This window comes from Escherichia sp. WS3063, from assembly GCF_046486595.1.
In the GTDB taxonomy this organism is placed as follows: Bacteria; Pseudomonadota; Gammaproteobacteria; order Enterobacterales; family Enterobacteriaceae; genus Escherichia; species Escherichia coli.
On record NZ_JBJQKY010000023.1, the window covers coordinates 1 to 24,874 of the forward strand.

General features: G+C 51.2%; 26 protein-coding genes. 9 read left to right on the forward strand and 17 right to left on the reverse strand.

What is annotated here, in order from left to right; all coding sequences use genetic code 11:
* Positions 1-187: 187 nt before the first annotated feature.
* Positions 188-1,561 (reverse strand): envelope stress sensor histidine kinase CpxA, encoded by a 1,374-nt coding sequence (gene cpxA / locus ACJHYW_RS18965; RefSeq protein ID WP_000580417.1) that lies wholly within the window; start codon positions 1,559-1,561, stop codon positions 188-190.
* Positions 1,558-2,256, reverse strand: a complete 699-nt coding sequence (gene cpxR, locus ACJHYW_RS18970) for an envelope stress response regulator transcription factor CpxR (protein ID WP_001033722.1) — start codon at positions 2,254-2,256, stop codon at positions 1,558-1,560. Before cpxR ends, cpxA begins: the two co-directional genes overlap by 4 nt.
* 149 nt (positions 2,257-2,405) lie before the next feature.
* Here cpxR and cpxP point away from each other — a divergent pair, with 149 nt between their 5' ends.
* The 5 genes from cpxP to cdh all read left to right on the forward strand — a co-directional run bounded on the left by cpxP (position 2,406) and on the right by cdh (position 7,271).
* On the forward strand, positions 2,406-2,906 hold the full coding sequence (gene cpxP / locus ACJHYW_RS18975) for a cell-envelope stress modulator CpxP (protein WP_001223800.1): 501 nt from the start codon (positions 2,406-2,408) through the stop codon (positions 2,904-2,906).
* 148 nt (positions 2,907-3,054) lie between these two features.
* Positions 3,055-3,957 (forward strand): CDF family cation-efflux transporter FieF, encoded by a 903-nt coding sequence (gene fieF / locus ACJHYW_RS18980; protein WP_001076748.1) that lies wholly within the window; start codon positions 3,055-3,057, stop codon positions 3,955-3,957.
* Between the two features lie 180 nt (positions 3,958-4,137).
* Positions 4,138-5,100 carry a 6-phosphofructokinase gene (gene pfkA / locus ACJHYW_RS18985; RefSeq protein WP_000591795.1) on the forward strand — a complete coding sequence of 321 codons (963 nt, stop codon included), beginning with the start codon at positions 4,138-4,140 and terminating at the stop codon, positions 5,098-5,100.
* 319 nt (positions 5,101-5,419) lie between these two features.
* A complete protein-coding gene (sbp, locus tag ACJHYW_RS18990) occupies positions 5,420-6,409 on the forward strand; it encodes a sulfate/thiosulfate ABC transporter substrate-binding protein Sbp (protein WP_001045676.1) in 990 nt (329 codons plus the stop codon).
* A 106-nt stretch (positions 6,410-6,515) separates the two neighbouring features.
* Positions 6,516-7,271, forward strand: a complete 756-nt coding sequence (gene cdh, locus ACJHYW_RS18995) for a CDP-diacylglycerol diphosphatase (protein WP_000708998.1) — start codon at positions 6,516-6,518, stop codon at positions 7,269-7,271.
* A gap of 54 nt (positions 7,272-7,325) precedes the next feature.
* Here cdh and tpiA read toward each other — a convergent pair whose 3' ends face one another.
* Complete coding sequence (gene tpiA / locus ACJHYW_RS19000) at positions 7,326-8,093, reverse strand: triose-phosphate isomerase (RefSeq protein ID WP_001216325.1); 768 nt, start codon at positions 8,091-8,093, stop codon at positions 7,326-7,328.
* Between the two features lie 107 nt (positions 8,094-8,200).
* Positions 8,201-8,800: a YiiQ family protein gene (locus ACJHYW_RS19005; RefSeq protein ID WP_000802234.1), complete on the reverse strand. Its 600-nt coding sequence runs from the start codon at positions 8,798-8,800 to the stop codon at positions 8,201-8,203.
* A 100-nt stretch (positions 8,801-8,900) separates the two neighbouring features.
* On the opposite strand from ACJHYW_RS19005, the gene ACJHYW_RS19010 reads away from it, so the two are divergent.
* The 3 genes from ACJHYW_RS19010 to uspD all read left to right on the forward strand — a co-directional run bounded on the left by ACJHYW_RS19010 (position 8,901) and on the right by uspD (position 10,307).
* Positions 8,901-9,341: a DUF805 domain-containing protein gene (locus tag ACJHYW_RS19010; protein WP_000155257.1), complete on the forward strand. Its 441-nt coding sequence runs from the start codon at positions 8,901-8,903 to the stop codon at positions 9,339-9,341.
* 211 nt (positions 9,342-9,552) lie between these two features.
* Entirely contained in the window at positions 9,553-9,852 is a 300-nt protein-coding gene (locus ACJHYW_RS19015; RefSeq protein WP_000655986.1) for a DUF406 domain-containing protein, read from the forward strand.
* Positions 9,853-9,878: 26 nt separating this feature from the next.
* Positions 9,879-10,307 (forward strand): universal stress protein UspD, encoded by a 429-nt coding sequence (gene uspD, locus ACJHYW_RS19020; RefSeq protein WP_000323555.1) that lies wholly within the window; start codon positions 9,879-9,881, stop codon positions 10,305-10,307.
* Between the two features lie 4 nt (positions 10,308-10,311).
* Here the strand turns inward: uspD and fpr are convergent, their stop codons facing one another.
* The 4 genes from fpr to glpF form a co-directional block, all read right to left on the reverse strand.
* Complete coding sequence (gene fpr / locus ACJHYW_RS19025; protein WP_000796315.1) at positions 10,312-11,058, reverse strand: ferredoxin--NADP(+) reductase; 747 nt, start codon at positions 11,056-11,058, stop codon at positions 10,312-10,314.
* Between the two features lie 96 nt (positions 11,059-11,154).
* Positions 11,155-12,165 (reverse strand): class II fructose-bisphosphatase, encoded by a 1,011-nt coding sequence (gene glpX, locus ACJHYW_RS19030; protein ID WP_001250644.1) that lies wholly within the window; start codon positions 12,163-12,165, stop codon positions 11,155-11,157.
* 170 nt (positions 12,166-12,335) lie between these two features.
* Positions 12,336-13,844 carry a glycerol kinase GlpK gene (gene glpK, locus ACJHYW_RS19035; protein WP_000136788.1) on the reverse strand — a complete coding sequence of 503 codons (1,509 nt, stop codon included), beginning with the start codon at positions 13,842-13,844 and terminating at the stop codon, positions 12,336-12,338.
* A gap of 22 nt (positions 13,845-13,866) precedes the next feature.
* Positions 13,867-14,712 carry a glycerol uptake facilitator protein GlpF gene (gene glpF, locus ACJHYW_RS19040; protein ID WP_000084268.1) on the reverse strand — a complete coding sequence of 282 codons (846 nt, stop codon included), beginning with the start codon at positions 14,710-14,712 and terminating at the stop codon, positions 13,867-13,869.
* A gap of 424 nt (positions 14,713-15,136) precedes the next feature.
* On the opposite strand from glpF, the gene zapB reads away from it, so the two are divergent.
* A complete protein-coding gene (zapB, locus tag ACJHYW_RS19045) occupies positions 15,137-15,382 on the forward strand; it encodes a septal ring assembly protein ZapB (RefSeq protein WP_001296623.1) in 246 nt (81 codons plus the stop codon).
* Between the two features lie 38 nt (positions 15,383-15,420).
* Here the strand turns inward: zapB and ACJHYW_RS19050 are convergent, their stop codons facing one another.
* The 9 genes from ACJHYW_RS19050 to priA all read right to left on the reverse strand — a co-directional run bounded on the left by ACJHYW_RS19050 (position 15,421) and on the right by priA (position 24,869).
* Entirely contained in the window at positions 15,421-16,047 is a 627-nt protein-coding gene (locus ACJHYW_RS19050; protein ID WP_000232684.1) for a hypothetical protein, read from the reverse strand.
* Between the two features lie 122 nt (positions 16,048-16,169).
* Positions 16,170-16,844 (reverse strand): hypothetical protein, encoded by a 675-nt coding sequence (locus tag ACJHYW_RS19055; RefSeq protein ID WP_001361704.1) that lies wholly within the window; start codon positions 16,842-16,844, stop codon positions 16,170-16,172.
* A gap of 59 nt (positions 16,845-16,903) precedes the next feature.
* Positions 16,904-17,389, reverse strand: a complete 486-nt coding sequence (gene rraA, locus ACJHYW_RS19060; RefSeq protein ID WP_000872908.1) for a ribonuclease E activity regulator RraA — start codon at positions 17,387-17,389, stop codon at positions 16,904-16,906.
* A gap of 92 nt (positions 17,390-17,481) precedes the next feature.
* Positions 17,482-18,408 carry a 1,4-dihydroxy-2-naphthoate polyprenyltransferase gene (gene menA, locus ACJHYW_RS19065; RefSeq protein ID WP_000139496.1) on the reverse strand — a complete coding sequence of 309 codons (927 nt, stop codon included), beginning with the start codon at positions 18,406-18,408 and terminating at the stop codon, positions 17,482-17,484.
* A 66-nt stretch (positions 18,409-18,474) separates the two neighbouring features.
* Entirely contained in the window at positions 18,475-19,806 is a 1,332-nt protein-coding gene (gene hslU, locus ACJHYW_RS19070) for an HslU--HslV peptidase ATPase subunit (RefSeq protein ID WP_001293340.1), read from the reverse strand.
* Between the two features lie 9 nt (positions 19,807-19,815).
* Entirely contained in the window at positions 19,816-20,346 is a 531-nt protein-coding gene (hslV, locus tag ACJHYW_RS19075) for an ATP-dependent protease subunit HslV (RefSeq protein ID WP_000208242.1), read from the reverse strand.
* 92 nt (positions 20,347-20,438) lie between these two features.
* Positions 20,439-21,398 carry a cell division protein FtsN gene (ftsN, locus tag ACJHYW_RS19080; protein ID WP_000068841.1) on the reverse strand — a complete coding sequence of 320 codons (960 nt, stop codon included), beginning with the start codon at positions 21,396-21,398 and terminating at the stop codon, positions 20,439-20,441.
* Between the two features lie 91 nt (positions 21,399-21,489).
* On the reverse strand, positions 21,490-22,515 hold the full coding sequence (cytR, locus tag ACJHYW_RS19085) for a DNA-binding transcriptional regulator CytR (protein ID WP_000644904.1): 1,026 nt from the start codon (positions 22,513-22,515) through the stop codon (positions 21,490-21,492).
* A gap of 155 nt (positions 22,516-22,670) precedes the next feature.
* Positions 22,671-24,869, reverse strand: coding sequence for a primosomal protein N' (gene priA / locus ACJHYW_RS19090; protein ID WP_001361702.1), 2,199 nt, complete (start codon positions 24,867-24,869; stop codon positions 22,671-22,673).
* Between the last annotated feature and the right edge of the window lie 5 nt (positions 24,870-24,874).

Consider the following 24,874-nt stretch of genomic DNA (forward strand, 5'->3'; position numbering starts at 1 on the left):
CTACGCAACAGGTTGAAAACCTAAGGCCCGATACGGCATGCGGACTGCAGGCAGAGAAAACTGGCCGATTTTCTCTGCACAGGAGGGATAATACAAGGCCTGATAAGACGCTATCAGCGTCGCATCAGGCATCCTGCTCAAATGCCGGATGCGGCGTAAACGCCTTATCCTGCCTACAATGCGGAGTTTAACTCCGCTTATACAGCGGCAACCAAATCACCAGCCGTAAACCACCCAGCGGGCTGTCTTCTGCTTTAACCCAGCCACGATGCTGCTGAATGGCGGTTTCAACAATCGCCAGCCCCAAACCTGTACCGCCAGATTCACGATCGCGTGCTTCATCGGTACGATAGAACGGACGGAAAATCTGTTCGCGATCTTCCGGGCTAACGCCAGGACCATCGTCGTCCACCGTAATGGTGATACCGTCTTTATCTACCGCAAAGCCCACTTCAATCTTCGTATGGGAATAACGCAGAGCATTTCGAACAATGTTTTCCAGCGCACTTTCCAGGGCGTTCGGATTGCCGTACAGCGGCCACGGCCCAGGCGGGAAGTTAACCGTCAACGACTTGCCCATCTGCTCGGCTTCGAACGCCGCGTTATCCAGCACTTCACTCCACAACTGATTGGCTTTGATGGTCTCGCTAACCAGCGCGTTTTTTTGCTGATTACGTGACATCACCAACAGGTCGTTAATCATGCTGTCCAGACGTTGCGCTTCGGTTTCAATACGCTCCAGTTCCTTGCTTTCACCGCTACGACGGCGCAGTAACGCCGTACCCAGTTGTAGACGCGTCAGCGGGGTGCGCAGCTCGTGAGAGATATCAGAAAGCAGACGCTGCTGAGAGGTCATCATGCGCTCCAGCGCGGTGACCATCTGGTTAAAACTGGCACCTGCGGCAAGGAATTCCTGTGGCCCCGCTTCCAGTTCCGGGTGCTGGCGTAAGTTTCCCTGGGCAACTTCATCGGCAGCGTTTTTCAGCTTACGCGCCGGTTTTGCCAGACTCCAGGCCAACCACAACAGCAGCGGCGTACTGACCAACATGGTGACAATCAGCAGTAATAGCGGGCGGTCAAACAGTAAGTTAATGAAATCGGATTGAGAACTGCTGGCCGGACGAATCAGATAAAGTTGGTAATTATCTTCGCCATCACGCACGGAGAACGGACCGACCAGTTCCACGCGGCCATACTTTTTCTTCTGCGGATGATCGGCGTTATCGGCCTGACCAATAAAGTTACGAATGATCTGCATTTCGCTGCGTTCAGCGCCGATCACGCGGCCTTCGGTGGTCACCAATAACAAACGCTGTCCTGGCGGTGCCCACTTATCAATCGCCCGGAACAGACGCCGCCACCACATTAAATCATTGGGCGGATCGTTCGCCAGCTCCGCTTCGACATGCTGCTCAATCATCAGACCCTGACGCTGTTCGCTATCCAGAAGCTCGGTCATCTGGCGTGAATCGAGCTTGGGTAACATCAAAACCAACATCAACACCAGCGCCAGCGTCAGCCAGAATATGGCGAAGATGCGCGCGGTTAAGCTGCCTATCATGAAGCAGAAACCATCAAATAGCCGCGACCACGCAAGGTTTTAAACCACGGATGACCATCTTTACGATCCGGCAGTTTACGACGCAGGTTGGAAATGTGCATATCAATAGCGCGGTCGAAAGGCGTCAGGCGCTTGCCCAGCACTTCCTGGCTTAAATGCTCACGGGAAACCACTTGACCCAGATGCTGTGCCAGTAAGTAGAGCAGGGTAAACTCAGTACCGGTTAACTCCAGCGTTTGCCCGTCGAAGCTGGCTTCCTGACGGCCTGGATTCAGCACTAAGGCATCAACTTCAAGCGTTGGTGAACCGTTGTCGTTGTTTTGCTGTTGCTCGCTCCAGTGCGAACGGCGCAGGATCGCGCGAATACGTGCCACCAGCTCACGATCATTAAACGGTTTCGGGAGATAGTCATCTGCGCCCAGCTCAAGGCCGAGAACGCGATCAAGTTCACTGCCGCGCGCCGTCAACATAATGACAGGCGTCTGGTGTGTCTGGCGAAGTGCTTTTAATGTGTCGATACCATTTTTCTTCGGCATCATTACATCAAGCAAAAGTAAATCAATGCTGTCGTCCAGAAGATCAAGCGCCTGTTCCCCATCGTGGGCAACAATCACGTTGAAGCCTTCCATCTCGAGCAGCTCCTTTAATAGGGAAGTCAGCTCTCGGTCATCATCAACTAACAGGATTTTATTCATTGTTTAAATACCTCCGAGGCAGAAATTACGTCATCAGACGTCGCTAATCCATGACTTTACGTTGTTTTACACCCCCTGACGCATGTTTGCAGCCTGAATCGTAAACTCTCTATCGTTGAATCGCGACAGAAAGATTTTGGGAGCAAATGATGCGCATAGTTACCGCTGCCGTCATGGCCTCAACGCTGGCAGTCAGTTCATTAAGCCACGCTGCTGAAGTCGGTTCAGGCGATAACTGGCATCCGGGTGAAGAACTTACGCAGCGCAGTACGCAGAGCCATATGTTCGACGGCATAAGTTTAACCGAACATCAGCGTCAGCAGATGCGAGATCTTATGCAACAGGCCCGGCACGAACAGCCTCCTGTTAATGTTAGCGAACTGGAGACAATGCATCGCCTTGTCACCGCAGAAAATTTTGATGAAAACGCTGTGCGCGCACAGGCAGAAAAAATGGCGAATGAGCAAATTGCTCGTCAGGTTGAGATGGCAAAAGTCCGCAACCAAATGTATCGCCTGTTAACGCCGGAGCAGCAAGCGGTTTTAAATGAGAAACATCAACAACGAATGGAGCAGTTGCGTGACGTGACGCAATGGCAAAAAAGTTCATCGTTGAAGCTATTGAGTAGTAGCAACTCACGTTCCCAGTAGTAAACCCTGTTTTCCTTGCCATAGACACCATCCCTGTCTTCCCCCACATGATGTGGGGGTTTTTTTTATCCTCAATTTGCCTGCTGCTTAATGCATTGCAGATGATTTGCTTCCGTTATACTACCGTCAGTTGATAGCGGGAGTATTTATGAATCAATCTTATGGACGGCTGGTCAGTCGGGCGGCGATTGCTGCGACGGCGATGGCTTCGCTGCTATTGCTGATTAAAATTTTTGCATGGTGGTATACCGGGTCGGTGAGTATTCTCGCCGCGCTGGTGGATTCGCTGGTGGATATCGGCGCGTCGTTGACGAATTTATTGGTGGTGCGATATTCCCTGCAACCTGCCGACGATAATCACTCGTTTGGTCACGGTAAAGCTGAGTCCCTCGCGGCGCTGGCGCAAAGTATGTTTATCTCCGGTTCGGCACTATTCCTGTTTTTGACAGGTATTCAACATCTGGTATCTCCAACGCCGATGACAGATCCAGGCGTCGGGGTTATCGTGACAATTGTGGCGCTAATTTGTACGATTATCCTTGTCTCGTTTCAGCGTTGGGTGGTGCGCCGGACGCAAAGCCAGGCGGTGCGGGCTGATATGCTACATTACCAGTCTGATGTTATGATGAACGGCGCAATTCTGCTGGCGCTGGGGTTGTCCTGGTACGGCTGGCATCGCGCCGATGCTCTGTTTGCATTGGGAATCGGCATCTATATTTTATATAGCGCGTTACGCATGGGATATGAGGCGGTACAGTCATTACTGGATCGCGCATTACCTGATGAGGAACGGCAAGAAATTATTGATATCGTGACTTCCTGGCCGGGTGTTAGCGGCGCTCACGATCTTCGCACGCGGCAGTCAGGGCCGACCCGCTTTATTCAGATTCATTTGGAAATGGAAGACTCTCTGCCTTTGGTTCAGGCACATATGGTGGCGGATCAGGTAGAGCAGGCTATTTTACGGCGTTTTCCGGGATCGGATGTGATTATCCATCAGGACCCCTGTTCCGTCGTACCCAGGGAGGGTAAACGGTCTATGCTTTCATAATCAGTATAAAAGAGAGCCAGACCCGCATTTTGTGTATAAAATACCGCCATTTGGCCTGACCTGAATCAATTCAGCAGGAAGTGATTGTTATACTATTTGCACATTCGTTGGATCACTTCGATGTGCAAGAAGACTTCCGGCAACAGATTTCATTTTGCATTCCAAAGTTCAGAGGTAGTCATGATTAAGAAAATCGGTGTGTTGACAAGCGGCGGTGATGCGCCAGGCATGAACGCCGCAATTCGCGGGGTTGTTCGTTCTGCGCTGACAGAAGGTCTGGAAGTAATGGGCATTTATGACGGCTATCTGGGTCTGTATGAAGACCGTATGGTACAGCTAGACCGTTACAGCGTTTCTGACATGATCAACCGTGGCGGTACGTTCCTCGGTTCTGCGCGTTTCCCGGAATTCCGCGACGAGAACATCCGCGCCGTGGCTATCGAAAACCTGAAAAAACGTGGTATCGACGCGCTGGTGGTTATCGGCGGTGACGGTTCCTACATGGGTGCAATGCGTCTGACCGAAATGGGCTTCCCGTGCATCGGCCTGCCGGGCACTATCGACAACGACATCAAAGGCACTGACTACACTATCGGTTTCTTCACTGCGCTGAGCACCGTTGTAGAAGCGATCGACCGTCTGCGTGACACCTCTTCTTCTCACCAGCGTATTTCCGTGGTGGAAGTGATGGGTCGTTATTGTGGCGATCTGACCCTGGCTGCGGCCATTGCCGGTGGCTGTGAATTCGTTGTAGTTCCGGAAGTTGAATTCAGCCGTGAAGACCTGGTAAACGAAATCAAAGCGGGTATCGCGAAAGGTAAAAAACACGCGATCGTGGCGATTACCGAACATATGTGTGATGTTGACGAACTGGCGCATTTCATCGAGAAAGAAACCGGTCGTGAAACCCGCGCAACTGTGCTGGGCCACATCCAGCGCGGTGGTTCTCCGGTGCCTTACGACCGTATTCTGGCTTCCCGTATGGGCGCTTACGCTATCGATCTGCTGCTGGCAGGCTACGGCGGTCGTTGCGTAGGTATCCAGAACGAACAGCTGGTTCACCACGACATCATCGACGCTATCGAAAACATGAAGCGTCCGTTCAAAGGCGACTGGCTGGACTGCGCGAAAAAACTGTATTAATGATTTCGGAAAAAGGCAGATTCCTTTAGCCTGAAACCGATGACAGAAGCAAAAATGCCTGATGCGCTTCGCTTATCAGGCCTACATGAATTCTGCAATTTATTGAATTTGCAAACTTTTGTAGGCCGGATAAGGCGTTCGCGCCGCATCCGGCATGGACAAAGCGCACTTTGTCAGCAATATGAGGCGGATTTCTTCCGCCTTTTTAATCCCTCAACATATACCCGCAAGTTATAGCCAATCTTTTTTTATTCTTTAATGTTTGGTTAACCTTCTGGCACGCTTTGCTCATCACAACACAACATAAGAGAGTCGGGCGATGAACAAGTGGGGCGTAGGGTTAACATTTTTGCTGGCGGCAACCAGCGTTATGGCAAAGGATATTCAGCTTCTTAACGTTTCATATGATCCAACGCGCGAATTGTACGAACAGTACAACAAGGCATTCAGCGCCCACTGGAAACAGCAAATTGGCGATAACGTGGTGATTCGTCAGTCACACGGTGGTTCAGGCAAACAAGCGACGTCGGTAATCAATGGTATTGAAGCTGATGTTGTCACGCTGGCTCTGGCCTATGACGTGGACGCGATTGCGGAACGCGGGCGGATTGATAAAGAGTGGATCAAACGTCTGCCGGATAACTCCGCACCGTACACTTCCACCATTGTTTTCCTGGTGCGTAAGGGCAATCCGAAGCAGATCCATGACTGGAACGATCTGATTAAACCGGGTGTTTCGGTGATCACGCCTAATCCGAAAAGCTCTGGTGGCGCGCGCTGGAACTACCTGGCTGCCTGGGGCTACGCGCTGCATCACAACAACAACGATCAGGCAAAAGCACAGGATTTTGTTCGGGCACTGTATAAAAACGTCGAAGTTCTGGATTCTGGCGCGCGCGGCTCCACTAACACTTTTGTCGAGCGCGGAATTGGCGATGTACTGATCGCCTGGGAAAACGAAGCTCTGCTGGCAGCGAATGAACTGGGGAAAGATAAATTCGAAATCGTCACGCCGAGTGAGTCTATCCTCGCAGAGCCAACCGTGTCGGTGGTCGATAAAGTGGTCGAGAAAAAAGGCACCAAAGAGGTGGCGGAAGCCTACCTGAAATATCTCTACTCGCCAGAAGGTCAGGAAATTGCCGCGAAAAACTACTACCGTCCGCGCGATGCTGAGGTGGCGAAAAAGTACGAAAATGCGTTTCCAAAGCTGAAGTTATTCACCATTGATGAAGAGTTCGGCGGCTGGACGAAAGCGCAAAAAGAGCATTTTGCTAACGGCGGTACGTTCGATCAGATCAGCAAACGCTGATTTCTCCAGGATAATTATCAAACCCGGTGGTTTCTCGCGACCGGGTTTTTTATTTGTCACGATTTTGCGTTACCCTTGCATCTCTTTGAGGTACAGGGAAAAAAAGATGAAAAAAGCGGGTCTTCTTTTTTTGGTGATGATAGTTATCGCCGTTGTGGCTGCCGGTATTGGTTACTGGAAATTAACCGGTGAAGAGTCGGATACATTACGTAAGATTGTCCTTGAGGAATGTTTGCCCAATCAGCAGCAAAATCAAAATCCTTCGCCATGTGCGGAAGTCAAACCCAACGCCGGATACGTGGTTTTAAAAGATCTTAATGGCCCACTGCAATATCTGTTGATGCCAACGTATCGTATTAACGGTACTGAAAGTCCTTTGTTGACCGATCCTTCAACGCCGAACTTCTTTTGGTTGGCCTGGCAGGCGCGTGATTTTATGAGCAAAAAATACGGCCAGCCGGTTCCCGATCGCGCGGTTTCTTTGGCGATCAACTCTCGCACCGGGCGTACGCAAAACCATTTTCATATTCATATTTCTTGTATTCGTCCTGATGTGCGCGAACAGCTGGATAACAATCTGGCGAACATCAGTAGCCGCTGGTTGCCACTGCCAGGTGGTTTGCGTGGGCATGAGTACCTGGCGCGTCGGGTAACGGAAAGCGAACTGGTACAACGCAGCCCATTTATGATGCTTGCAGAAGAAGTGCCTGAGGCGCGGGAACATATGGGAAGCTACGGGCTGGCAATGGTACGGCAGAGTGATAACTCATTTGTATTGCTGGCGACACAACGAAATCTACTGACGCTGAACCGTGCTTCAGCCGAGGAAATCCAGGATCATCAGTGTGAGATTTTGCGTTAAGGCGAGGAGTTAAGGAAAGTAAGTGCCGGATATGAAATCCGGCACCTGTCAGACTTAAGCCTGTTTAGCCGCTTCTGCAGCTTTAACGATCACTGCGAAAGCGTCAGCTTTCAGAGAAGCACCGCCAACCAGCGCGCCGTCGATGTCTGGCTGAGCAAACAGTTCTGCAGCGTTAGACGCGTTTACAGAGCCGCCGTACTGGATGATCACTTGTTCAGCGATGTTAGCGTCAACTTTAGCGATGTGGTCACGGATGAATTTGTGAACAGCCTGTGCCTGAGCCGGAGTTGCAGATTTGCCAGTACCGATTGCCCATACAGGTTCGTAAGCGATAACCGCACCTTCGAATGCCGCAGCCCCCTGAGTTTTCAGTACCGCGTCGATCTGACGTGCACAAACTTCTTCAGTTTTGCCCGCTTCGTTTTCCGCTTCGGTTTCACCGATGCACAGAACCGGAGTCAGTCCCTGCTCTTTCAGCACCGCGAATTTTTTCGCGATCAGTTCGTCAGACTCTTTGTGGTAAGTACGACGTTCAGAGTGGCCGATGATGATGTACTGTGCGCCGATGTCTTTCAGCATAGCAGCAGAGGTTTCACCGGTGAATGCGCCGGACAGGTTCAGGTCCACGTTTTGCGCACCCAGCATGATGTGGCTGCCTTCAGCTTCGCGCTTCGCCATATCGATGTACATTTCCGGTGGTGCGATTGCAACCGCACAGCCAGCAACACCTGCCAGCTCTTTACGCAGGTTAGAAACCAGCTCGTGAACCATGTGGCGGCTGCCGTTCAGTTTCCAGTTACCCATCACTAAAGGATGTCGCATTTTAATTCTCCACGCTTATAAGCGAATAAAGGAAGATGGCCGCCCCGCAGGGCAGCAGGTCTGTGAAACAGTATAGAGATTCATCGGCACAAAGGCTTTGCTTTTTGTCATTTATTCAAACCTTCAAGCGATTCAGATAGCGCCAGCTTAATCGGTTCAACAGCGAAGGTCAGCCCCTTTTCGCCGTTGTCCGCGACAACATAACGCAGTGCACCTTCTGTCTCGGTGTAATAACGTTTGTTTTTCCCCGCCGTTAGTAGCGACTGCAGTTTTTTCTGGCTTTGTGTTTTGGTCATTAATGGGGTGAGTGTGCGGATCACCGCTGCCATGTATTCCTGAGCTTTCGCTTTCGCGGCTTTTTGCTCTGGCCCCTGGATGGGTAGCCAGGTCATTTGAATGCTTTTGATTTTTAAGGTACCGCGCTCCAGCGCTGTAGAAGCATACAAGTTCTCGTTAATTTTACTGGCAGCACGAGTGAGATTGGCTTTGTCGGGACTGCTGTCGATGGCACGAAATTCGTTCAGTGGCAGGCTGGGATTCTGGCTGTTAAAGTCTTCTCGAAACTGGCTGATGGAGAGATCGAAAGTAGGGGCTCCAGCCAGCAGATAAGGCGCGGTCGTTGCCGTATCTGGTGTTTGTGCATACGCCGTTGTTGTAACGGTTAATGCAGAATATAAGAGAAAAAACAGCGTACACCCTGGCTTCATTGACAGTACCTTTTGTTATGACTGGCTCCGATTAAAACGATATCTGTCGCCCTTGTCAAAAGGGTAGAATCCTGGAAAAGACAACCATCAAGGAACTTACATGACCATACAGCAATGGTTATTCTCATTTAAAGGGCGTATTGGACGCCGTGATTTCTGGATTTGGATAGGCCTGTGGTTCGCAGGCATGCTGGTGCTTTTCTCACTGGCGGGTAAAAATTTACTCGATATTCAGACCGCGGCGTTTTGCCTTGTGTGCTTGCTTTGGCCAACAGCGGCAGTAACCGTTAAGCGCTTGCATGATCGCGGGCGTTCCGGCGCATGGGCATTTCTGATGATTGTGGCGTGGATGCTGCTGGCGGGTAACTGGGCGATTTTACCGGGTGTCTGGCAATGGGCGGTGGGGCGTTTTGTCCCGACATTGATTCTGGTGATGATGCTTATCGATCTTGGTGCGTTTGTTGGCACACAAGGCGAAAATAAATATGGTAAAGATACCCAGGATGTGAAGTATAAAGCCGACAATAAATCAAGTAATTAACCTTTAATATATCTCTTACTGCTATTTTTTTCCGGGATTGTTATTTCCACGATGCAAATGACAATGCCCGGAAAATCCTTCTGAACTCTTCACCTTAAGCAATATCAAAAAAAATGGTAATCCATAAGATCATTACTTGTTTGTTCTTCCTTTAACGGCGCATTATTCTTAAGTCGTAATCGACAGAGAGGCGAATATACAGAGGTGCCCTATGAAAGATGTCGTAGATAAATGCAGTACTAAAGGATGTGCGATTGATATCGGTACGGTGATTGATAACGACAACTGTACCAGTAAGTTTTCGCGCTTTTTTGCCACCCGCGAAGAAGCAGAGTCCTTTATGACCAAACTGAAAGAGCTTGCCGCCGCTGCATCCTCTGCAGATGAAGGGGCCAGCGTAGCCTATAAGATTAAGGATCTGGAAGGGCAAGTTGAGCTTGATGCGGCCTTCACCTTCTCATGCCAGGCCGAGATGATTATTTTTGAGTTATCACTGCGTTCGTTAGCTTGATGGAGTTGCTTTAGAAGGAGTTAAACATGGCTTATAAACACATTGGCGTGGCAATTTCCGGGAATGAAGAAGATGCCTTACTGGTGAATAAAGCCCTGGAGCTCGCCAGACATAATGACGCTCACCTGACGTTAATTCATATTGATGATGGCTTAAGCGAGTTGTATCCGGGTATCTACTTCCCTGCAACAGAAGATATTCTTCAATTGTTGAAGAATAAGTCGGATAACAAGCTGTATAAACTGACGAAAAATATTCAATGGCCGAAGACAAAACTGCGTATTGAACGCGGAGAAATGCCGGAAACACTGCTGGAAATTATGCAAAAAGAGCAGTGCGACCTCCTTGTCTGTGGTCATCACCACTCATTTATCAACCGTTTGATGCCGGCATATCGCGGGATGATCAATAAGTTGAGTGCGGATTTGCTCATCGTGCCGTTTATCGATAAGTAACCGCTTACCAGTAATGCTCCGCTGTCATATGGCCCGGTCGACGACGTAAATGTTTCGTCATCTGCCGGGTCTCCTTCAGCAACTGTTGTGTATCGCGCACCATCTGTGGATTGCCGCACAGCATCACATGGCTGGTTTCTTTATTCATCGGCAGGCCAACCGCGCTTTCCAGTTCACCACTTTCAATTAACGCCGGTATCCGCCCAGTGAGCGAACCCGCAGCCGTTTCCCGACTGACCACCGTCTGAATGCGCAGTTTGCCTTCGTAGCGTTTTTCCAGTTCTTGCATCAGTGGCAAATAGCTTAAGTCGGCGGCATAACGTGCGGCGTGAACCAGGACCAGATTTTTGAAGCGATCTAAATCTTTACCCAGTTGCAGAATCGATAGATAAGGGCCAATCGCTGTACCGGTTGCCAGCATCCATAGCGTTTCGCAATCTGGTACTTCATCCAGCACAAAGAAGCCAGCTGCTTCGCTAACCACCTGCACTTCATCGCCCGGTTTCAGTGCCGCCAGTAGTGGGCTTAATTTGCCATCGGGGACGGTGACCAGGTAAAACTCCAGATCGGGATTATCGGGCGAGTTAACATAGGAGTAGGCGCGCTGGACGCGTTCGCCGTCAATTTCAAGGCCAAGTTTGGTGAATTGCCCGGCGGTAAACGGAAGCACGGGGGCGTGAACGGTGAGACTAAACAGGGCGTCGGTCCAGTTCTGCACTTTAGTGACTTTGCCTGTTACCCAATCAGCCATGTTTTTCTCCTGTTTTGATTGACTTGCCTTATCTTCGTTCTCCGAACAAAAAAATTCCAGTCCCGAAGGACTGGAAGGCTCAATCGATCAAATCACTCAGAGAATGTGCACCTGCATTTCCGGGTCTTTGCGATCCAGATAGTGGATGGACTGAATGCGGCGAATGGTGCGTGATTTACCACGGATCAGCAGCGTTTCGGTGGTGGCGATATTGCCTTTGCGGCTAATACCTTCCAGCAGATCGCCTTTGGTAATACCGGTGGCAGAAAAGATGACGTTGTCGCTGCGCGCCATATCGCCCAGACGTAAAACTTTACCAGCTTCGATGCCCATCGCTTTGCAGCGCGCCAGCTCCTGCTCGCCAATGCGACGATTCTCTTCGTTGTCGCCTTTGACGTCATGACGTGCCAGCAGACGACCATTCATGTCGCCATCTAATGCGCGGATCACCGCCGCAGAAACCACGCCTTCCGGCGCGCCGCCAATGCCGTACAGCACATCGACTTCGCTGTCTGGCATACAGGTGAGAATTGAGGCCGCAACGTCGCCATCCGGAATAGCAAATACGCGTACGCCGAGTTGCTGCATTTCAGCGATAACGGCATCGTGGCGTGGTTTAGCCAGAATCGTTACCGTCAGTTCGCTCAACGGTTTGCCGAGCGCCGCCGCAACATTGCGCAGGTTATCCGCCAGCGGCAGGTTCAGATCAATGGTGCCTTTGGCTCCCGGTCCGACGATCAGCTTCTCCATATACATATCTGGCGCGTTGAGGAAACAGCCTTTATCGCCTACTGCCAGCACCGCCAGCGCGTTAGCCTGGCCCATCGCCGTCATGCGCGTGCCTTCAATCGGATCAACAGCAATATCTACCGCGTCGCCGCGACCAGTACCGACTTTTTCACCAATGTAGAGCATCGGTGCTTCGTCGATTTCACCTTCACCAATGACGATAGTGCCGTCAATGTTGACCTGGTTGAGCATAATACGCATGGCGTTTACCGCCGCGCCGTCCGCGGTGTTTTTATCGCCGCGTCCTAACCATTTGTAGCCAGCCAGCGCCGCTGATTCGGTGACGCGGGAAAATTCGATGGCAAGTTCTCGTCTCATAGCAAACTCTAAGCAGTAAGGAATGGCGCGAAGTGTAGCACAGGGGAAGGGCTGGATTATTGATGTGTGCGGGGTTGCCCCCGCACGGTTTCAGAGTCTGCGTGATGCCGGATGTGTATCCGACTCGTAGGCCTGATAAGACGCGCAAGCGTCGCATCAGGCAATCATTATTACTCGTCGTGTTCTTCCCACGCCATCGCGCGTTTGACCGCTTTTTTCCAGCCTGCGTAACGGTAATTACGCTCAGTGGTTTCGATGCCTGGACGGAACTCGCGCTCAATCACCGCTTTCTCTTGCAGCTCGTCGAGGTTCTGCCAGAAGCCAACCGCCAGACCAGCAAGATAGGCCGCACCCAATGCGGTGACTTCGCGCACTTCCGGGCGCTCAACGCGCGTGCCGAGAATATCGGACTGGAACTGCATCAGGAAATTGTTCGCCACTGCGCCGCCATCCACGCGCAGGGCGTGCAGACGGATACCAGAATCGGCCTGCATCGCTTCCAGCACGTCACGTGTCTGATAAGCAATAGACTCCAGCGTCGCGCGTATAATGTGGTTAGCGTTCACTCCACGAGTCAGACCGAAAATCGCCCCGCGCGCATACGGATCCCAGTACGGCGCACCCAGCCCGGTAAACGCCGGAACCACATACACACCGTTGGTGTTTTGCACTTTCGTGGCAAAGTATTCGGAATCGTAGGCGTCGTTAATCAACTTCATCTCATCGCGCAGCCACTGAATGGATGCGCCCGCCATAAACACCGCACCTTCCAGCGCATAGTTTACTTCGCCAGTTGGGCCACAGGCGATGGTGGTCAGCAGGCCGTTTTCTGATTTCACCGCTTTCTCGCCAGTGTTCATCAGCATAAAGCAGCCAGTGCCATAGGTGTTCTTCGCCATCCCTTCTTTCACGCACAACTGACCAAACAGCGCCGCCTGCTGGTCACCGGCGATCCCGGAGATTGGAATACGCGTGCCGCCTTTGCCGCCAATGTTAGTCTGACCGTATACTTCGGAAGAACGACGCACTTCTGGCAGCATCTCGCGCGGAATATCCAGCACCTCGAGCATTTTGTCGTCCCAGTCCAGGGTATGGATGTTGAACAACATGGTACGAGAGGCGTTGGTGTAATCGGTCACATGGACACGGCCCTGAGTCATTTTCCAGATAAGCCACGTATCAACCGTACCAAACAGCAATTCACCACGACGCGCACGCTCGCGAGAGCCTTCCACATGGTCGAGGATCCACTTCACTTTGGTGCCAGAAAAGTACGGGTCAATCACCAGACCGGTATTGCTGCGGATATAATCTTCTAAACCGTCACGTTTTAAATGCTCGCAGATTTCTGCGGTACGACGGCACTGCCAGACAATGGCGTTATAGATAGGCTTGCCGGTTTCTTTTTCCCAGACAATAGTGGTTTCACGCTGGTTCGTAATACCGATAGCTGCAATTTGATCGGAACTGATATCGGCTTTCGCCAGCACTTCTACCAGCGTGGAGCTTTGGGTGGCCCAGATTTCCATTGGGTCGTGTTCTACCCAGCCTGGTTTTGGGTAGATTTGCTCAAATTCGCGCTGCGACACGCTAATGATATTGGCATCGTGATCCATTACGACCGCGCGGGAGCTGGTGGTGCCCTGGTCGAGCGCAACGATATATTTTTTTTCAGTCATGTTTAATTGTCCCGTAGTCATATTACAGCGAAGCTTTTTGTTCTGAAGGAGTTGTGGTCTCCTTTTCTTCCACAACACAGATATCGCAAGGCAAATGGCGACCAATCAGTTTGCGATAGGCAAATGCACCTACAATCGCGCCAACGATAGGGCCAAAAAGCGGCACCAGGAAGTAAGGAATGTCTCTGCCGCCGGTAAAGGCGACATTGCCCCAGCCCGCCAGCCAGGCAAAGACTTTCGGACCGAAGTCACGCGCTGGGTTCATGGCAAAGCCCGTCAATGGGCCCATAGATGCGCCAATGACCGCAATCAGTAGACCAATCAGCAAGGGAGCCAAAGGGCCGCGTGGTACACCGTTGCCATCGTCCGTTAACGCCAGGATCAGCCCCATCAGAATAGCGGTAATCACCATCTCAACTGCGAAAGCCTGCACAAAATTGATATGAGGATTAGGGTAAGTAGAGAAAGTGCCAGCCAGATCAACACTTTCAACGCTGCCGCGAACAATGTGATGAGTCTGCTCGAAGTCGAAAAATAAATTGTAGTAAAGCCCGTAAACTAAAGCCGCAGCGCAGAAAGCGCCGGCAACTTGTGAAACGATAAAAGGAATAACTTTGCGCTTGTCGAAACAGGCAAACAGCCACAATGCAATGGTAACAGCGGGATTAAGATGCGCGCCGGAAACCCCTGCGGTCAGGTAGATGGCCATTGCCACCCCCAGTCCCCAAATGACACTGATTTCCCACTGACCAAAAGACGCACCAGCGACTTTTAGTGCTGCAACGCAACCCACACCGAAAAAAATCAACAACCCGGTACCGAGGAATTCAGCAATGCACTGGCCTTTCAAGGTTGATGTTTGACTCATAATCGGATCCTGAAGAGTTAATGTTTGTTGTATGCGTGAAAGTCACGGACCTCCACGATGCTTGTAGGCATGCTGTAAACTTATCGTTAACGAGCAAAAACGAGAAATATCGAACTTAAAATGTGTGTGCTTCGTCATAAAATGAGCGTTATCGCGCCATTTATTCCATCTGATTGTACATGATGCATGTTTGTTAGATCATTCGCGCAACAAATTTATTAACATTTTCGATTGATGTGGATTATGTCACCAGGAGAAGGATGAAAAGTGTGGCAAACCGTAATCTGCAAGGCGTGCCGCTGGACAGCGATAGCGCGGCTTCATACAATCGGAGCTAACTAAAGTGCGCTCGTATTTATTAAGGCGTCACCGGTAATCGGGACGAGGATTTTTATCCATCAACGCCTTGCAATTCAGGAGAGGTATGACAATGTCATTAGAAGTGTTTGAGAAACTGGAAGCAAAAGTACAGCAGGCGATTGATACCATCACTCTGTTGCAGATGGAAATCGAAGAGCTGAAAGAAAAAAACAACTCACTGTCGCAGGAAGTTCAAAATGCCCAGCATCAGCGCGAAGAGCTGGAGCGTGAGAACAACCATCTGAAAGAACAGCAGAACGGCTGGCAGGAACGTCTGCAGGCCCTGCTGGGTCGCATGGAAGAGGTTTAATCTCTTCCATGCAGAGGCGCCGCAAGGCGCCTTATTTTTTACTTCACTGCATTTTTAGCGGAAAGCATAATCTCCATCGCCTGTTGGCGATATTTATCTGCCGTATCTGGCGCCATTAATGCAATGATCCCCACAGCCCTGGGGGTGTCTTCAAGATAAACACTGATGGTTCTTTTCTGCTGACCATCAAAATTTATCAACACATCCTGATACTTACAGGTGAAATGTTTGGCATTACAATCATGAAACTGGAAGGCTTCCTCATTGTATTGATCCTTGAGATTGTCTCGCTGCTTCTTCTTTAACGCTTCCAGCGGGTCATCGGCGCTACGTCCTGCGGGCAGGCGGAAAGCAGAAATGAAGACGCTATTATCCTCACTTCTTATATCAATGGTTTCATTAGTACTAATGGAAACCGTATTCCAGTGTCGGTTCGGGATAGTCACGGTTATCGCAGCATTCTCAAAGGTATATTGCCACGGGGTAAACATACGAAACGTATTGCCGACTTTGGATAAAAGCAGGATTCCCAATACCCAACAGCACCCGCGAGTAAAACTGGCGAAGTTACGTGTTTTTTTAATAAATGCGCACAGAATACCTGACACAAGCACGGGAAGTAACAACGGCCCCAGAAATACTGAACCGATATACTCGCCAACCATGCCAGGATCTCCAGACAGTAGGTTGCTGTGCTGAAGATGACTAAGAAAAGTAGTTATTATCCATAGTATTAATAAGATAACGTATCTCATATCAATCCCTTATTATTAACATGCACATCAGATTATTGATGGGCAGAAAGTATCATTTTCATTACTTCTTCTTGATATTCGTCCAAATAATCTGGGTCGATAGCTGCGACCAGTCGTATCAAATTAGTGTTATCCAGTAGAGTCATGAAAATAGCATGTCTTATTTTGCCATCACTCATTGTTTGAATTCCTTCCTGATAAGCGCAGGCAAATCCCTTAACATCACAAACATGCATTTGTGCAGTTCCGTTTTGAGTCGCGGTAAGTTCCTCGATTGAATGCACACCGAGTTCATTTTGTGAGAAGGCAACAATAACTAAAATAGCATGGGCATCCCGAGTCACCAGGATTGGTCCTTGTTTTACTATATTGGCAACCCACTGTTTGCTCGGAACTGTGACGGTGATACCTGGCCCCGGGAAAGTATAATCCCATGTGCTGTGTCGTTCCCACACTGTATAGCTGCTATAGATAAGAAATAATCCCATTAACCAACAAGTGCCGCGAATAAAGCTGTGGCTGCTTCTTTTTTTTATCGTTATACAGATGATTGCGGCGATAATAAATGATAAGGCAAGTGGGTTAAAAAATACGTTAGCAAAATATAAAATCATTTCACCCGTGTTGCCAGACAAAAGGAATTTGTAGCGGAAATGGTTAACGACTATAAGTAATAAATATATAAATAAAAGAATAATATTCTGCATGAATACGTCCATGTATAAAAAAGGGGAATTTAATTCCCCTTTTAACGCATGGCAGGTACTTATTCAATATCCAGCGGATCTTCTGAAAGAATAATCCCGGTATTGTCGGCATAAAGATGGTCGCCGGAGAAGAAGGTGACACCGCCAAAATTGACGCGGACATCGCTTTCGCCAATGCCTTCGCCAGCGGCACCAACCGGAATTGCCGCCATCGCCTGGATGCCGATATCCAGCTCTTCCAGGTCATCTACCTGACGCACCGCGCCGTAAATGACCAGACCTTCCCATTCATTTTGTACTGCCAGACGCGCCAGTTCAGCATCGACCAGTGCGCGACGAACAGAACCACCGCCATCGACGACAAGAACACGACCACGGCCATTCTGTTCGAGCAGATCGTACAGCAACCCGTTGTCCTCGAAACATTTTACCGTGATTATTTGTCCGCCAAACGACGCCCGTCCGCCAAAGTTGGAGAACAGCGGTTCCACGACGTTAACATCTTCTTGATAGATGTCACAAAGCTCGGAAGTATCGTATTTCATAGGCTTAACATTCAGTTGCTGCGAGAATTTTCAGTATATCGCGCTATGTAGGCTGTTGGCAAAATCATCAATTGTTAATTGATATTTGTCAGTTATGCTGCCCACTGGCTTAGGAATATCCCTAAAACAAACAGCAGGTTAGTCAGTAACGCTCCTTTGACAGTGCGTTCCAGCATTGGTCGCATCGCCACCGGGTCCATTTCGCGCATCACATAACGAGCTTGCTTCACCAGCAGCGGTGCCGCCAGCAGGAACAGCCAGCCCCACAGGCTATGCAGCGAAAAGAGATTAAACAGCGCCAGACACACCAGAGAGCCCATCAGCAGGCAGGCATGATAACGACGCGCGTTCACTTCACCTAAGCGCACCACCAGCGTGTTTTTGCCGTTTTCGCGGTCGCTATTGATATCACGCAGGTTATTAATGTTCAGTACTGCCGTTGCCAGCAGGCCGCATGCGGTTGCCGGAAGGATCAGTGCCGGAATCAATGTATGAGCTTGTAAATACCAGCTCCCCATGACGCTCAACCAGCCAAAGAAAACCAGTACGGAAATATCACCCAAACCGATATAACCATAAGGACGATTGCCCACGGTGTAGGTGATAGCGGCAATGATCGACAACCCGCCAAGAATCAGGAAACCGACAAAATCGGCCAGCGTATGGCACGCCACTGCAACCAGTGCCAGCCCGGAAAGACAGATGAGCACAACGGTAATAATGAGCGCCCGTTTCATCTCTTGCTGGGTAATGACCCCTTTTTGCATGCCGCGTAGCGGCCCAATGCGGTCAGGTTTATCGCTGCCTTTTACCGCATCGCCGTAATCATTGGCGAGGTTAGAAAGGATCTGTAATAGCCCGGCGGTAATCAATGCCAGCAGGGCGACCAGTGGATCGAAGTGACCTTGCCACCATGCCAGCGCCGTCCCGACGATAATTGCAGCAAAGGCGAGGGGGAGGGTTTTAGGTCGTAAACTTTCCAGCCACGCCTGAGTTCGGCTAATTTGTTGTTCAGTCATAATACGCGCCAATAAAAATGGGGCCTTTCAGCCCCATCAAACAATGATGAAAATGATTGAACGCGATTATAGGATAAAACGGCTCAGATCTTCATCTGCCACCAACGCATCCAGATGTTTGCTCACATAATCTGCGTCAATAGTGATAGTTTGACCGCTTAAATCGCTGGCGTCGTAGGAAATATCTTCCATTAAACGCTCCAGAACGGTATGTAAACGACGAGCACCGATGTTTTCGGTAGATTCGTTCACCTGCCATGCCGCTTCCGCGATGCGCTTAATACCGGAGTCGGTAAACTCGATATTTACGCCCTCAGTTGCCATCAGTGCTTTGTACTGCACGGTGATAGAGGCATTCGGCTCGGTCAGTATACGCTCAAAGTCGCTGGTGGTCAGTGCCTGCAGCTCAACGCGGATTGGCAGGCGACCTTGCAGTTCCGGGATCAGGTCAGACGGTTTCGCAATCTGGAACGCGCCAGAAGCGATAAACAGAATGTGGTCAGTTTTGACCATCCCGTGTTTGGTGGAAACAGTGCAACCTTCTACCAGCGGCAGCAGGTCACGCTGAACGCCTTCACGAGAAACATCCGGACCGGAAGACTCGCCGCGCTTACAGATTTTGTCGATTTCGTCGATAAACACGATCCCGTGCTGCTCAACAGCGTCGATAGCATCTTGCTTCAGCTCTTCCGGGTTCACCAGTTTCGCCGCTTCTTCTTCAATCAGCAGCTTCATGGCGTCTTTGATTTTCAGCTTACGCGCTTTTTGCTTCTGACCGCCCAGGTTCTGGAACATGGACTGCAGCTGGCTGGTCATCTCTTCCATGCCCGGAGGAGCCATAATTTCAACGCCCATCGGTGCTGCGGCAAGATCGATCTCGATTTCTTTGTCATCAAGCTGGCCTTCACGCAGTTTTTTGCGGAATGCCTGACGAGCAGCGGACGGTTCCTGCTGCTGTTCGGTCTGTCCCCAGTTGTTTTTAGCCGGTGGGATCAGTACGTCGAGAATACGTTCTTCTGCCAGTTCTTCAGCGCGATAACGGTTTTTCTCGATAGCCTGGACGCGTACCATTTTCACGGCGGCATCGGTCAGATCGCGAATAATAGAATCCACTTCCTTACCGACATAGCCCACTTCGGTGAATTTGGTTGCTTCAACTTTGATGAACGGCGCATTCGCCAGCTTAGCCAGACGACGGGCGATTTCAGTTTTACCGACACCGGTCGGGCCGATCATCAGGATATTTTTCGGGGTCACTTCATGGCGCAGCTCTTCGTTGAGCTGCATGCGACGCCAGCGGTTACGCAGAGCAATCGCCACGGAACGCTTGGCGTTGTCCTGGCCGATGATGTGCTTATCCAGTTCGCTGACGATTTCGCGTGGGGTCATTTCAGACATGGGAGATCCTTACGCTTTGTAGCTTAATTCTTCGATGGTGTGGAAATGGTTGGTATAGATGCAAATGTCGCCTGCAATATCCAACGCCTTTTCAGCAATTTCACGGGCGCTAAGTTCAGTGTTTTCTAACAGCGCGCGCGCCGCAGCCTGGGCGTAAGGGCCGCCGGAGCCGATAGCAATAAGATCGTTTTCTGGCTGCACCACGTCACCGTTACCGGTGATGATAAGCGATGCAGTTTCATCCGCGACTGCCAGCAGTGCTTCAAGTTTGCGCAGCATGCGATCGGTACGCCAGTCTTTCGCCAGCTCAACGGCGGCTTTGACCAGATGGCCCTGATGCATTTCCAGTTTACGTTCAAACAGTTCGAACAGCGTAAAAGCATCCGCAGTACCGCCCGCAAAGCCCGCGATGACTTTGTCGTTGTACAGACGGCGGACCTTTTTCACGTTGCCTTTCATTACGGTATTGCCCAACGTGGCCTGACCATCACCAGCGATGACCACATGGCCGTTACGGCGTACGCTTACTATAGTTGTCACGAGCTGACCCCTTGGTTACGAATACAGAGTACAAACCCCGTACAAAAGTACGGGGCATAATGCAATTATAGATGGGGGGGATTTTGAGGGTTTCAACCCCCGGCGGCGAGCCGAATGCAGTTTGTATGACCCGCCATCTTCAAGCGATTGAGGGTGCTGTCTGCGTTCTCTTTGCCTTTCACCGGGCCAATCACCACACGATTCCAGCCATTGTTGGTGGTAATTTTTGAGTCAAAGCCTTCGAACGCCAGCTGAGCACGTACCGTCTCTGCCTGTTCCGCGCCTCTGAACGAACCGCACTGCACCATCCAGCGGCGTTCGTCTTTTTTCTCCGCCGTCGGTTTTGGCGCGTCAGCGGCACGAGCAACTGGCGCAGCTTGCTGCGGCTTCGACTGCGCGGTGGTGTGCGCAGGGGTTTGCAGCAGATCCTGGTAAGGCTGCTGAGTAGAAGCCGATTTAGACTGGCGCGGTTGCGCCTGTACCGGTGCGGCTTGCGACGTACGCGTCTGCTGCTGCCAGCTTTGTTCAGTCGTACGCGACTGCTGAGCCAGGCGTTGCTGCTCCGCTAATTGCTGCGCCTGACGCTGGCGCTGTAGCGTTTGCTGACGCTGTTCCGGCGTCTGCTCATTCCACGGAACTTCAACCAGCTGCGTTGGCTGCTGGCGCATATCAGCCTGCATTTGTTCAAGAAGCTGACGTTGTTCTGGTGTCAGTTGCTCCGGCGTTTTCACTTCACCACCAGCAGAAGGTTCTGTGGGCGCACGCACACCCGGCTGGCGACTTTCCAGCTCTTTGATGTAGCGCCAGCGTTCTTCTGGTTTTGGTGGTAGTCCGTTTCCGGTCACTTTCTGGCTTTGCAGCGTCTCGGACTCTTCTTTCTTGTGATGCGTAATGAAGTACAGACCACCGATAAAGGTCACAAGAACGGCGGCAGCAATAGCGACCATAGCGGGAGAAACCGCAGGCAGATTTCGTTGCTTTTTCCGTGAGGTGCTCTTTTTTCGCCGCGAAGGTGCCGGTTGGCTGCGGCGTACATAATCTCGTTGTGCCACTATCGTTTCGCTGTATTTATTCGTTCGTCAGCCCGCCATGTTACTTAAGCGGCGGGCCTTTGACCAGTCACGGCAGTCTTAAAGGTTTACTTTAAGGTAACGCGCGTGTTGATCCCCGGATGATAAGTTCGCAATCCATTAAACGAGAGCCACTGCCAACGTGTTGCCCCTGCATTTGATCAAGCAATAACAGCATAGCTTCCCGACCGATTTCGTAACGCGGCTGCGCGATGGTTGTCAGCGGCGGATCACAAAATTGCGTCAGGTCGATGTTATCAAAACCGATTATGGAAAGGTCTTCCGGGACTTTCAGCCCCTGACGTTTTGCCTGAGAAAGTGCGCCGAGCGCCATCACATCGCTATGGCAGAAGACAGCAGTAGGCGGTTGTGGAAGATCAAGCAGCTGTTGCATTGCTTTGCTTCCGGCTTCGAAGGTGAAGTCGCCACGGGCGATGTATTGCGGATCAACCATAATGCCGCAGCGACGCAGCGCCTGAACGTAACCTTGCAGGCGGTAGTGACACAGCGGCATCTCTTCGGGACCGGCTATACAGCCAATCCGTTTATGCCCTTGCTCATATAAATAATTTACTGCATCAAATGCGGCGGTCAGATTGTCGATATGAACGGTAGGTAGCTCCAGTTCCGGTGCAAATTCGTTCGCCATCACCATCGGCGGCAGATTACGCTGTTCCTCAATGCTGGCATCAAACGGCAGCCTTGAACCCAGCAGCAACATGCCATCAATTTGCTTGGTGATGATCAAATCGATAAAGGTTTTTTCCTGCTGATTTTGATGCGCACAGTCGCCAATCAGCACCAGATATCCGTGATTTGCCGCCGTAACTTCGATACCGCGAATAATTTCGCTAAAGAAAGGGTCGCAGATATCCGGGACAATCACCAGAATGGTGCGGGATTCATTACGCTTGACGTTGCGCCCCATAGGCTGCGGTAAATAACCCACTTCCCGGGCCGCTTTTTCAACCCGATTACGGGTGGCCTGGGAGACTTTATCGGGATTCATTAATGCTCGGGAGACAGTCGCTGTAGAGACTTTTGCCTTGAGGGCAACGTCTTTCATGGTCGCGGCAGTTTCCTGCTTCTTCGCTTTCACACTCACTCCTCGCCTGGCACGTCAGGCGTACTACATCCATGTTTACTTCACATCGGCAACATTTTTAGCAGATAGCGCGTGAAAACGGTTACAGAATTTTCATGAAAAGTGTGATGAATATTGAATTTTTCGATCCGCCTCGCATCGTGAGCGGTTTAACCCTCAATCGGATCAACATCCAGTACCCATTTCACCTTGCGGGAATCCGGTATTGTATTAATAAGTGCCAGCGTACCATTGATGATGTGCTGTAAGCGCACGCGGGAAGGGTGCTGCAACAAAATTTGCCAGCGCCAGCGACCGCCACGTTTAGGGGCCAGCGCCGGAACCGGGCCGAGAACCCAGAGTTTCTCGTCTGCCAGCGGGCTGGAGAGGATGAGATTACGCAGTTGTTGCAGGAACAATGGCGCGTGCTGATTGTTATGATCTTCCGCACGCACAATCACATGGCTGGTCCATGGCGGCAGTTGCATCATTCGCCGCTCAGCCAGCGCCTGTTCGGCAAAGGCGTCGTAGCCTTTATAGAGCAACGTTTGCAACAGCGGATGTTCAGGATGGTGCGTTTGCAGCACTACTTCGCCCTGTTTACCCGCACGTCCGGCACGGCCAGCCACCTGGGTATAAAGTTGGGCAAAACGCTCTGCCGAGCGAAAATCCGCAGAAAACAGCGCGCCGTCCACATCCAGTAACGCCACCAGCGTCACATCCGGGAAATGGTGACCTTTCGCCAGCATTTGCGTGCCAATCAATATTCGCGCTCCGCCGCGATGCACTTCCGCCAGTTGTTGTTCCAGCGCGCCTTTGCGGCTGGTGGTATCGCGGTCGATACGAGAAATGGGCACACCAGGGAACATTGGCGCGAGCGTCTGTTCAAGCTGTTCGGTGCCCAGCCCCACGGGTACCAGGTGCGTGGAGCCGCAGGAAGGGCACTGGCGCGGCACCGGGCGTTGGCTGTCACAGTGGTGACAGCGCAAATGCTGTTGCGCCTGATGCAGCGTGTAGTAGTGATCGCAACGTGGGCATTCGGCAATCCAGCCGCAGTCGTGGCACAGCAAGGCAGGCGCAAAGCCACGGCGGTTAAGAAAGAGGATAACCTGGTTGTCGGCCTGTAAATGCTGGCGCATACGGGTGATTAACGCCGGAGCCAGACCAGCCTGCACCTTCTGACCTTTTAAATCCAGCACATGTTGAATTGCCGGGCGCGCATTGCCCGCCCGACGGGTCAGGCGCAGCAGGCGGTATTTTTTCTGCTGGACGTTGCATAACGTTTCCAGCGCGGGCGTTGCGGAGCCAAGAATAATCGGGATTTGCTCGCTGTGCGCACGATACACCGCCAGGTCGCGGGCATGATAGCGCCAGCCTTCCTGCTGCTTGTAGGAGCTGTCGTGCTCTTCATCAATGACAATCACGCCGAGATTTTTAAACGGCGTAAACAGCGCGGAGCGGGTGCCGATCACAATCGCCGCCTCGCCATTTTTCGCTTTCAGCCACGCCGAAAGACGCTCGCTGTCGTTCAGGCCGGAATGCAGAACTTCCACGGGGGCATTAAAACGTTCACGAAAACGGGCGATAGTTTGCGGTGTCAGGCCGATTTCCGGCACCATCACCAGCGCCTGTTTGCCCTGAGCGAGCACGTTTTCCAGTACACTGAGATAAACCTCCGTTTTACCGGAACCGGTAACGCCCGCCAGCAGCCAGGCAGAGAAGGTATCCGCCGCGCTATGAATTGCGCCAACGGCGGTGGCCTGTTCGGTATTCAATCGCAACCGTTCACCAGAAACGGCATAGTTCGTGCGCCAGTCGCTAAACTCTGGTGTTTCACTTGCTAAATCACACAGACCTTTTTTGCGCAGCGCCTGCAACGCGGCATCATTAAATTCGAGCGTGGCAACCTGATCACGCCAGATTTTGCCTTGCCGTAACGCTGCCAGTGCCTGTTGTTGCTTGGGTGAGCGTTTCAGGCTGTTAAGATCCACCGCCTGACCTTGTTCAGTGGCAAACCAGTACCACATCGGCGCGTTCGCCGCAGGCCGCCCCTGGCGTAGTAAAATCGGCAAGGCATGAAACAGCACATCGCCAATCGGATGATGATAGTAATCTGCCGCCCAGAGCAGTAATCGCCAGACGGAGTGAGTAAATACCGGCTCAACATCCAGCACTTCAACTACCGCTTTCAGCTCGTTAAGCGGCAGCTCACTGACGTCGCTCACTGATACCACAACCCCGATGCGCTCCTGCTGTTTGCCAAACGGCACGCGCACGCGACACCCGGCTTTAACCGTCATGCCTTCTGGCAGCAGATAGTCAAAGGTACGAGGAAGCGGAACGGGCAAGGCAACGTGGGCAACGGGCATAGCAT

What these genes read in the sequence shown, in the direction of transcription:
- cpxA (WP_000580417.1), bottom strand. Translation starts at nt 1,561, where the DNA reads ATGATAGGCAGCTTAACCGCGCGCATCTTCGCCATATTCTGGCTGACG.
- cpxR (WP_001033722.1), bottom strand. Translation starts at nt 2,256, where the DNA reads ATGAATAAAATCCTGTTAGTTGATGATGACCGAGAGCTGACTTCCCTA.
- cpxP (WP_001223800.1), top strand. Translation starts at nt 2,406, where the DNA reads ATGCGCATAGTTACCGCTGCCGTCATGGCCTCAACGCTGGCAGTCAGT.
- fieF (WP_001076748.1), top strand. Translation starts at nt 3,055, where the DNA reads ATGAATCAATCTTATGGACGGCTGGTCAGTCGGGCGGCGATTGCTGCG.
- pfkA (WP_000591795.1), top strand. Translation starts at nt 4,138, where the DNA reads ATGATTAAGAAAATCGGTGTGTTGACAAGCGGCGGTGATGCGCCAGGC.
- sbp (WP_001045676.1), top strand. Translation starts at nt 5,420, where the DNA reads ATGAACAAGTGGGGCGTAGGGTTAACATTTTTGCTGGCGGCAACCAGC.
- cdh (WP_000708998.1), top strand. Translation starts at nt 6,516, where the DNA reads ATGAAAAAAGCGGGTCTTCTTTTTTTGGTGATGATAGTTATCGCCGTT.
- tpiA (WP_001216325.1), bottom strand. Translation starts at nt 8,093, where the DNA reads ATGCGACATCCTTTAGTGATGGGTAACTGGAAACTGAACGGCAGCCGC.
- ACJHYW_RS19005 (WP_000802234.1), bottom strand. Translation starts at nt 8,800, where the DNA reads ATGAAGCCAGGGTGTACGCTGTTTTTTCTCTTATATTCTGCATTAACC.
- ACJHYW_RS19010 (WP_000155257.1), top strand. Translation starts at nt 8,901, where the DNA reads ATGACCATACAGCAATGGTTATTCTCATTTAAAGGGCGTATTGGACGC.
- ACJHYW_RS19015 (WP_000655986.1), top strand. Translation starts at nt 9,553, where the DNA reads ATGAAAGATGTCGTAGATAAATGCAGTACTAAAGGATGTGCGATTGAT.
- uspD (WP_000323555.1), top strand. Translation starts at nt 9,879, where the DNA reads ATGGCTTATAAACACATTGGCGTGGCAATTTCCGGGAATGAAGAAGAT.
- fpr (WP_000796315.1), bottom strand. Translation starts at nt 11,058, where the DNA reads ATGGCTGATTGGGTAACAGGCAAAGTCACTAAAGTGCAGAACTGGACC.
- glpX (WP_001250644.1), bottom strand. Translation starts at nt 12,165, where the DNA reads ATGAGACGAGAACTTGCCATCGAATTTTCCCGCGTCACCGAATCAGCG.
- glpK (WP_000136788.1), bottom strand. Translation starts at nt 13,844, where the DNA reads ATGACTGAAAAAAAATATATCGTTGCGCTCGACCAGGGCACCACCAGC.
- glpF (WP_000084268.1), bottom strand. Translation starts at nt 14,712, where the DNA reads ATGAGTCAAACATCAACCTTGAAAGGCCAGTGCATTGCTGAATTCCTC.
- zapB (WP_001296623.1), top strand. Translation starts at nt 15,137, where the DNA reads ATGACAATGTCATTAGAAGTGTTTGAGAAACTGGAAGCAAAAGTACAG.
- ACJHYW_RS19050 (WP_000232684.1), bottom strand. Translation starts at nt 16,047, where the DNA reads ATGGTTGGCGAGTATATCGGTTCAGTATTTCTGGGGCCGTTGTTACTT.
- ACJHYW_RS19055 (WP_001361704.1), bottom strand. Translation starts at nt 16,844, where the DNA reads ATGCAGAATATTATTCTTTTATTTATATATTTATTACTTATAGTCGTT.
- rraA (WP_000872908.1), bottom strand. Translation starts at nt 17,389, where the DNA reads ATGAAATACGATACTTCCGAGCTTTGTGACATCTATCAAGAAGATGTT.
- menA (WP_000139496.1), bottom strand. Translation starts at nt 18,408, where the DNA reads ATGACTGAACAACAAATTAGCCGAACTCAGGCGTGGCTGGAAAGTTTA.
- hslU (WP_001293340.1), bottom strand. Translation starts at nt 19,806, where the DNA reads ATGTCTGAAATGACCCCACGCGAAATCGTCAGCGAACTGGATAAGCAC.
- priA (WP_001361702.1), bottom strand. Translation starts at nt 24,869, where the DNA reads ATGCCCGTTGCCCACGTTGCCTTGCCCGTTCCGCTTCCTCGTACCTTT.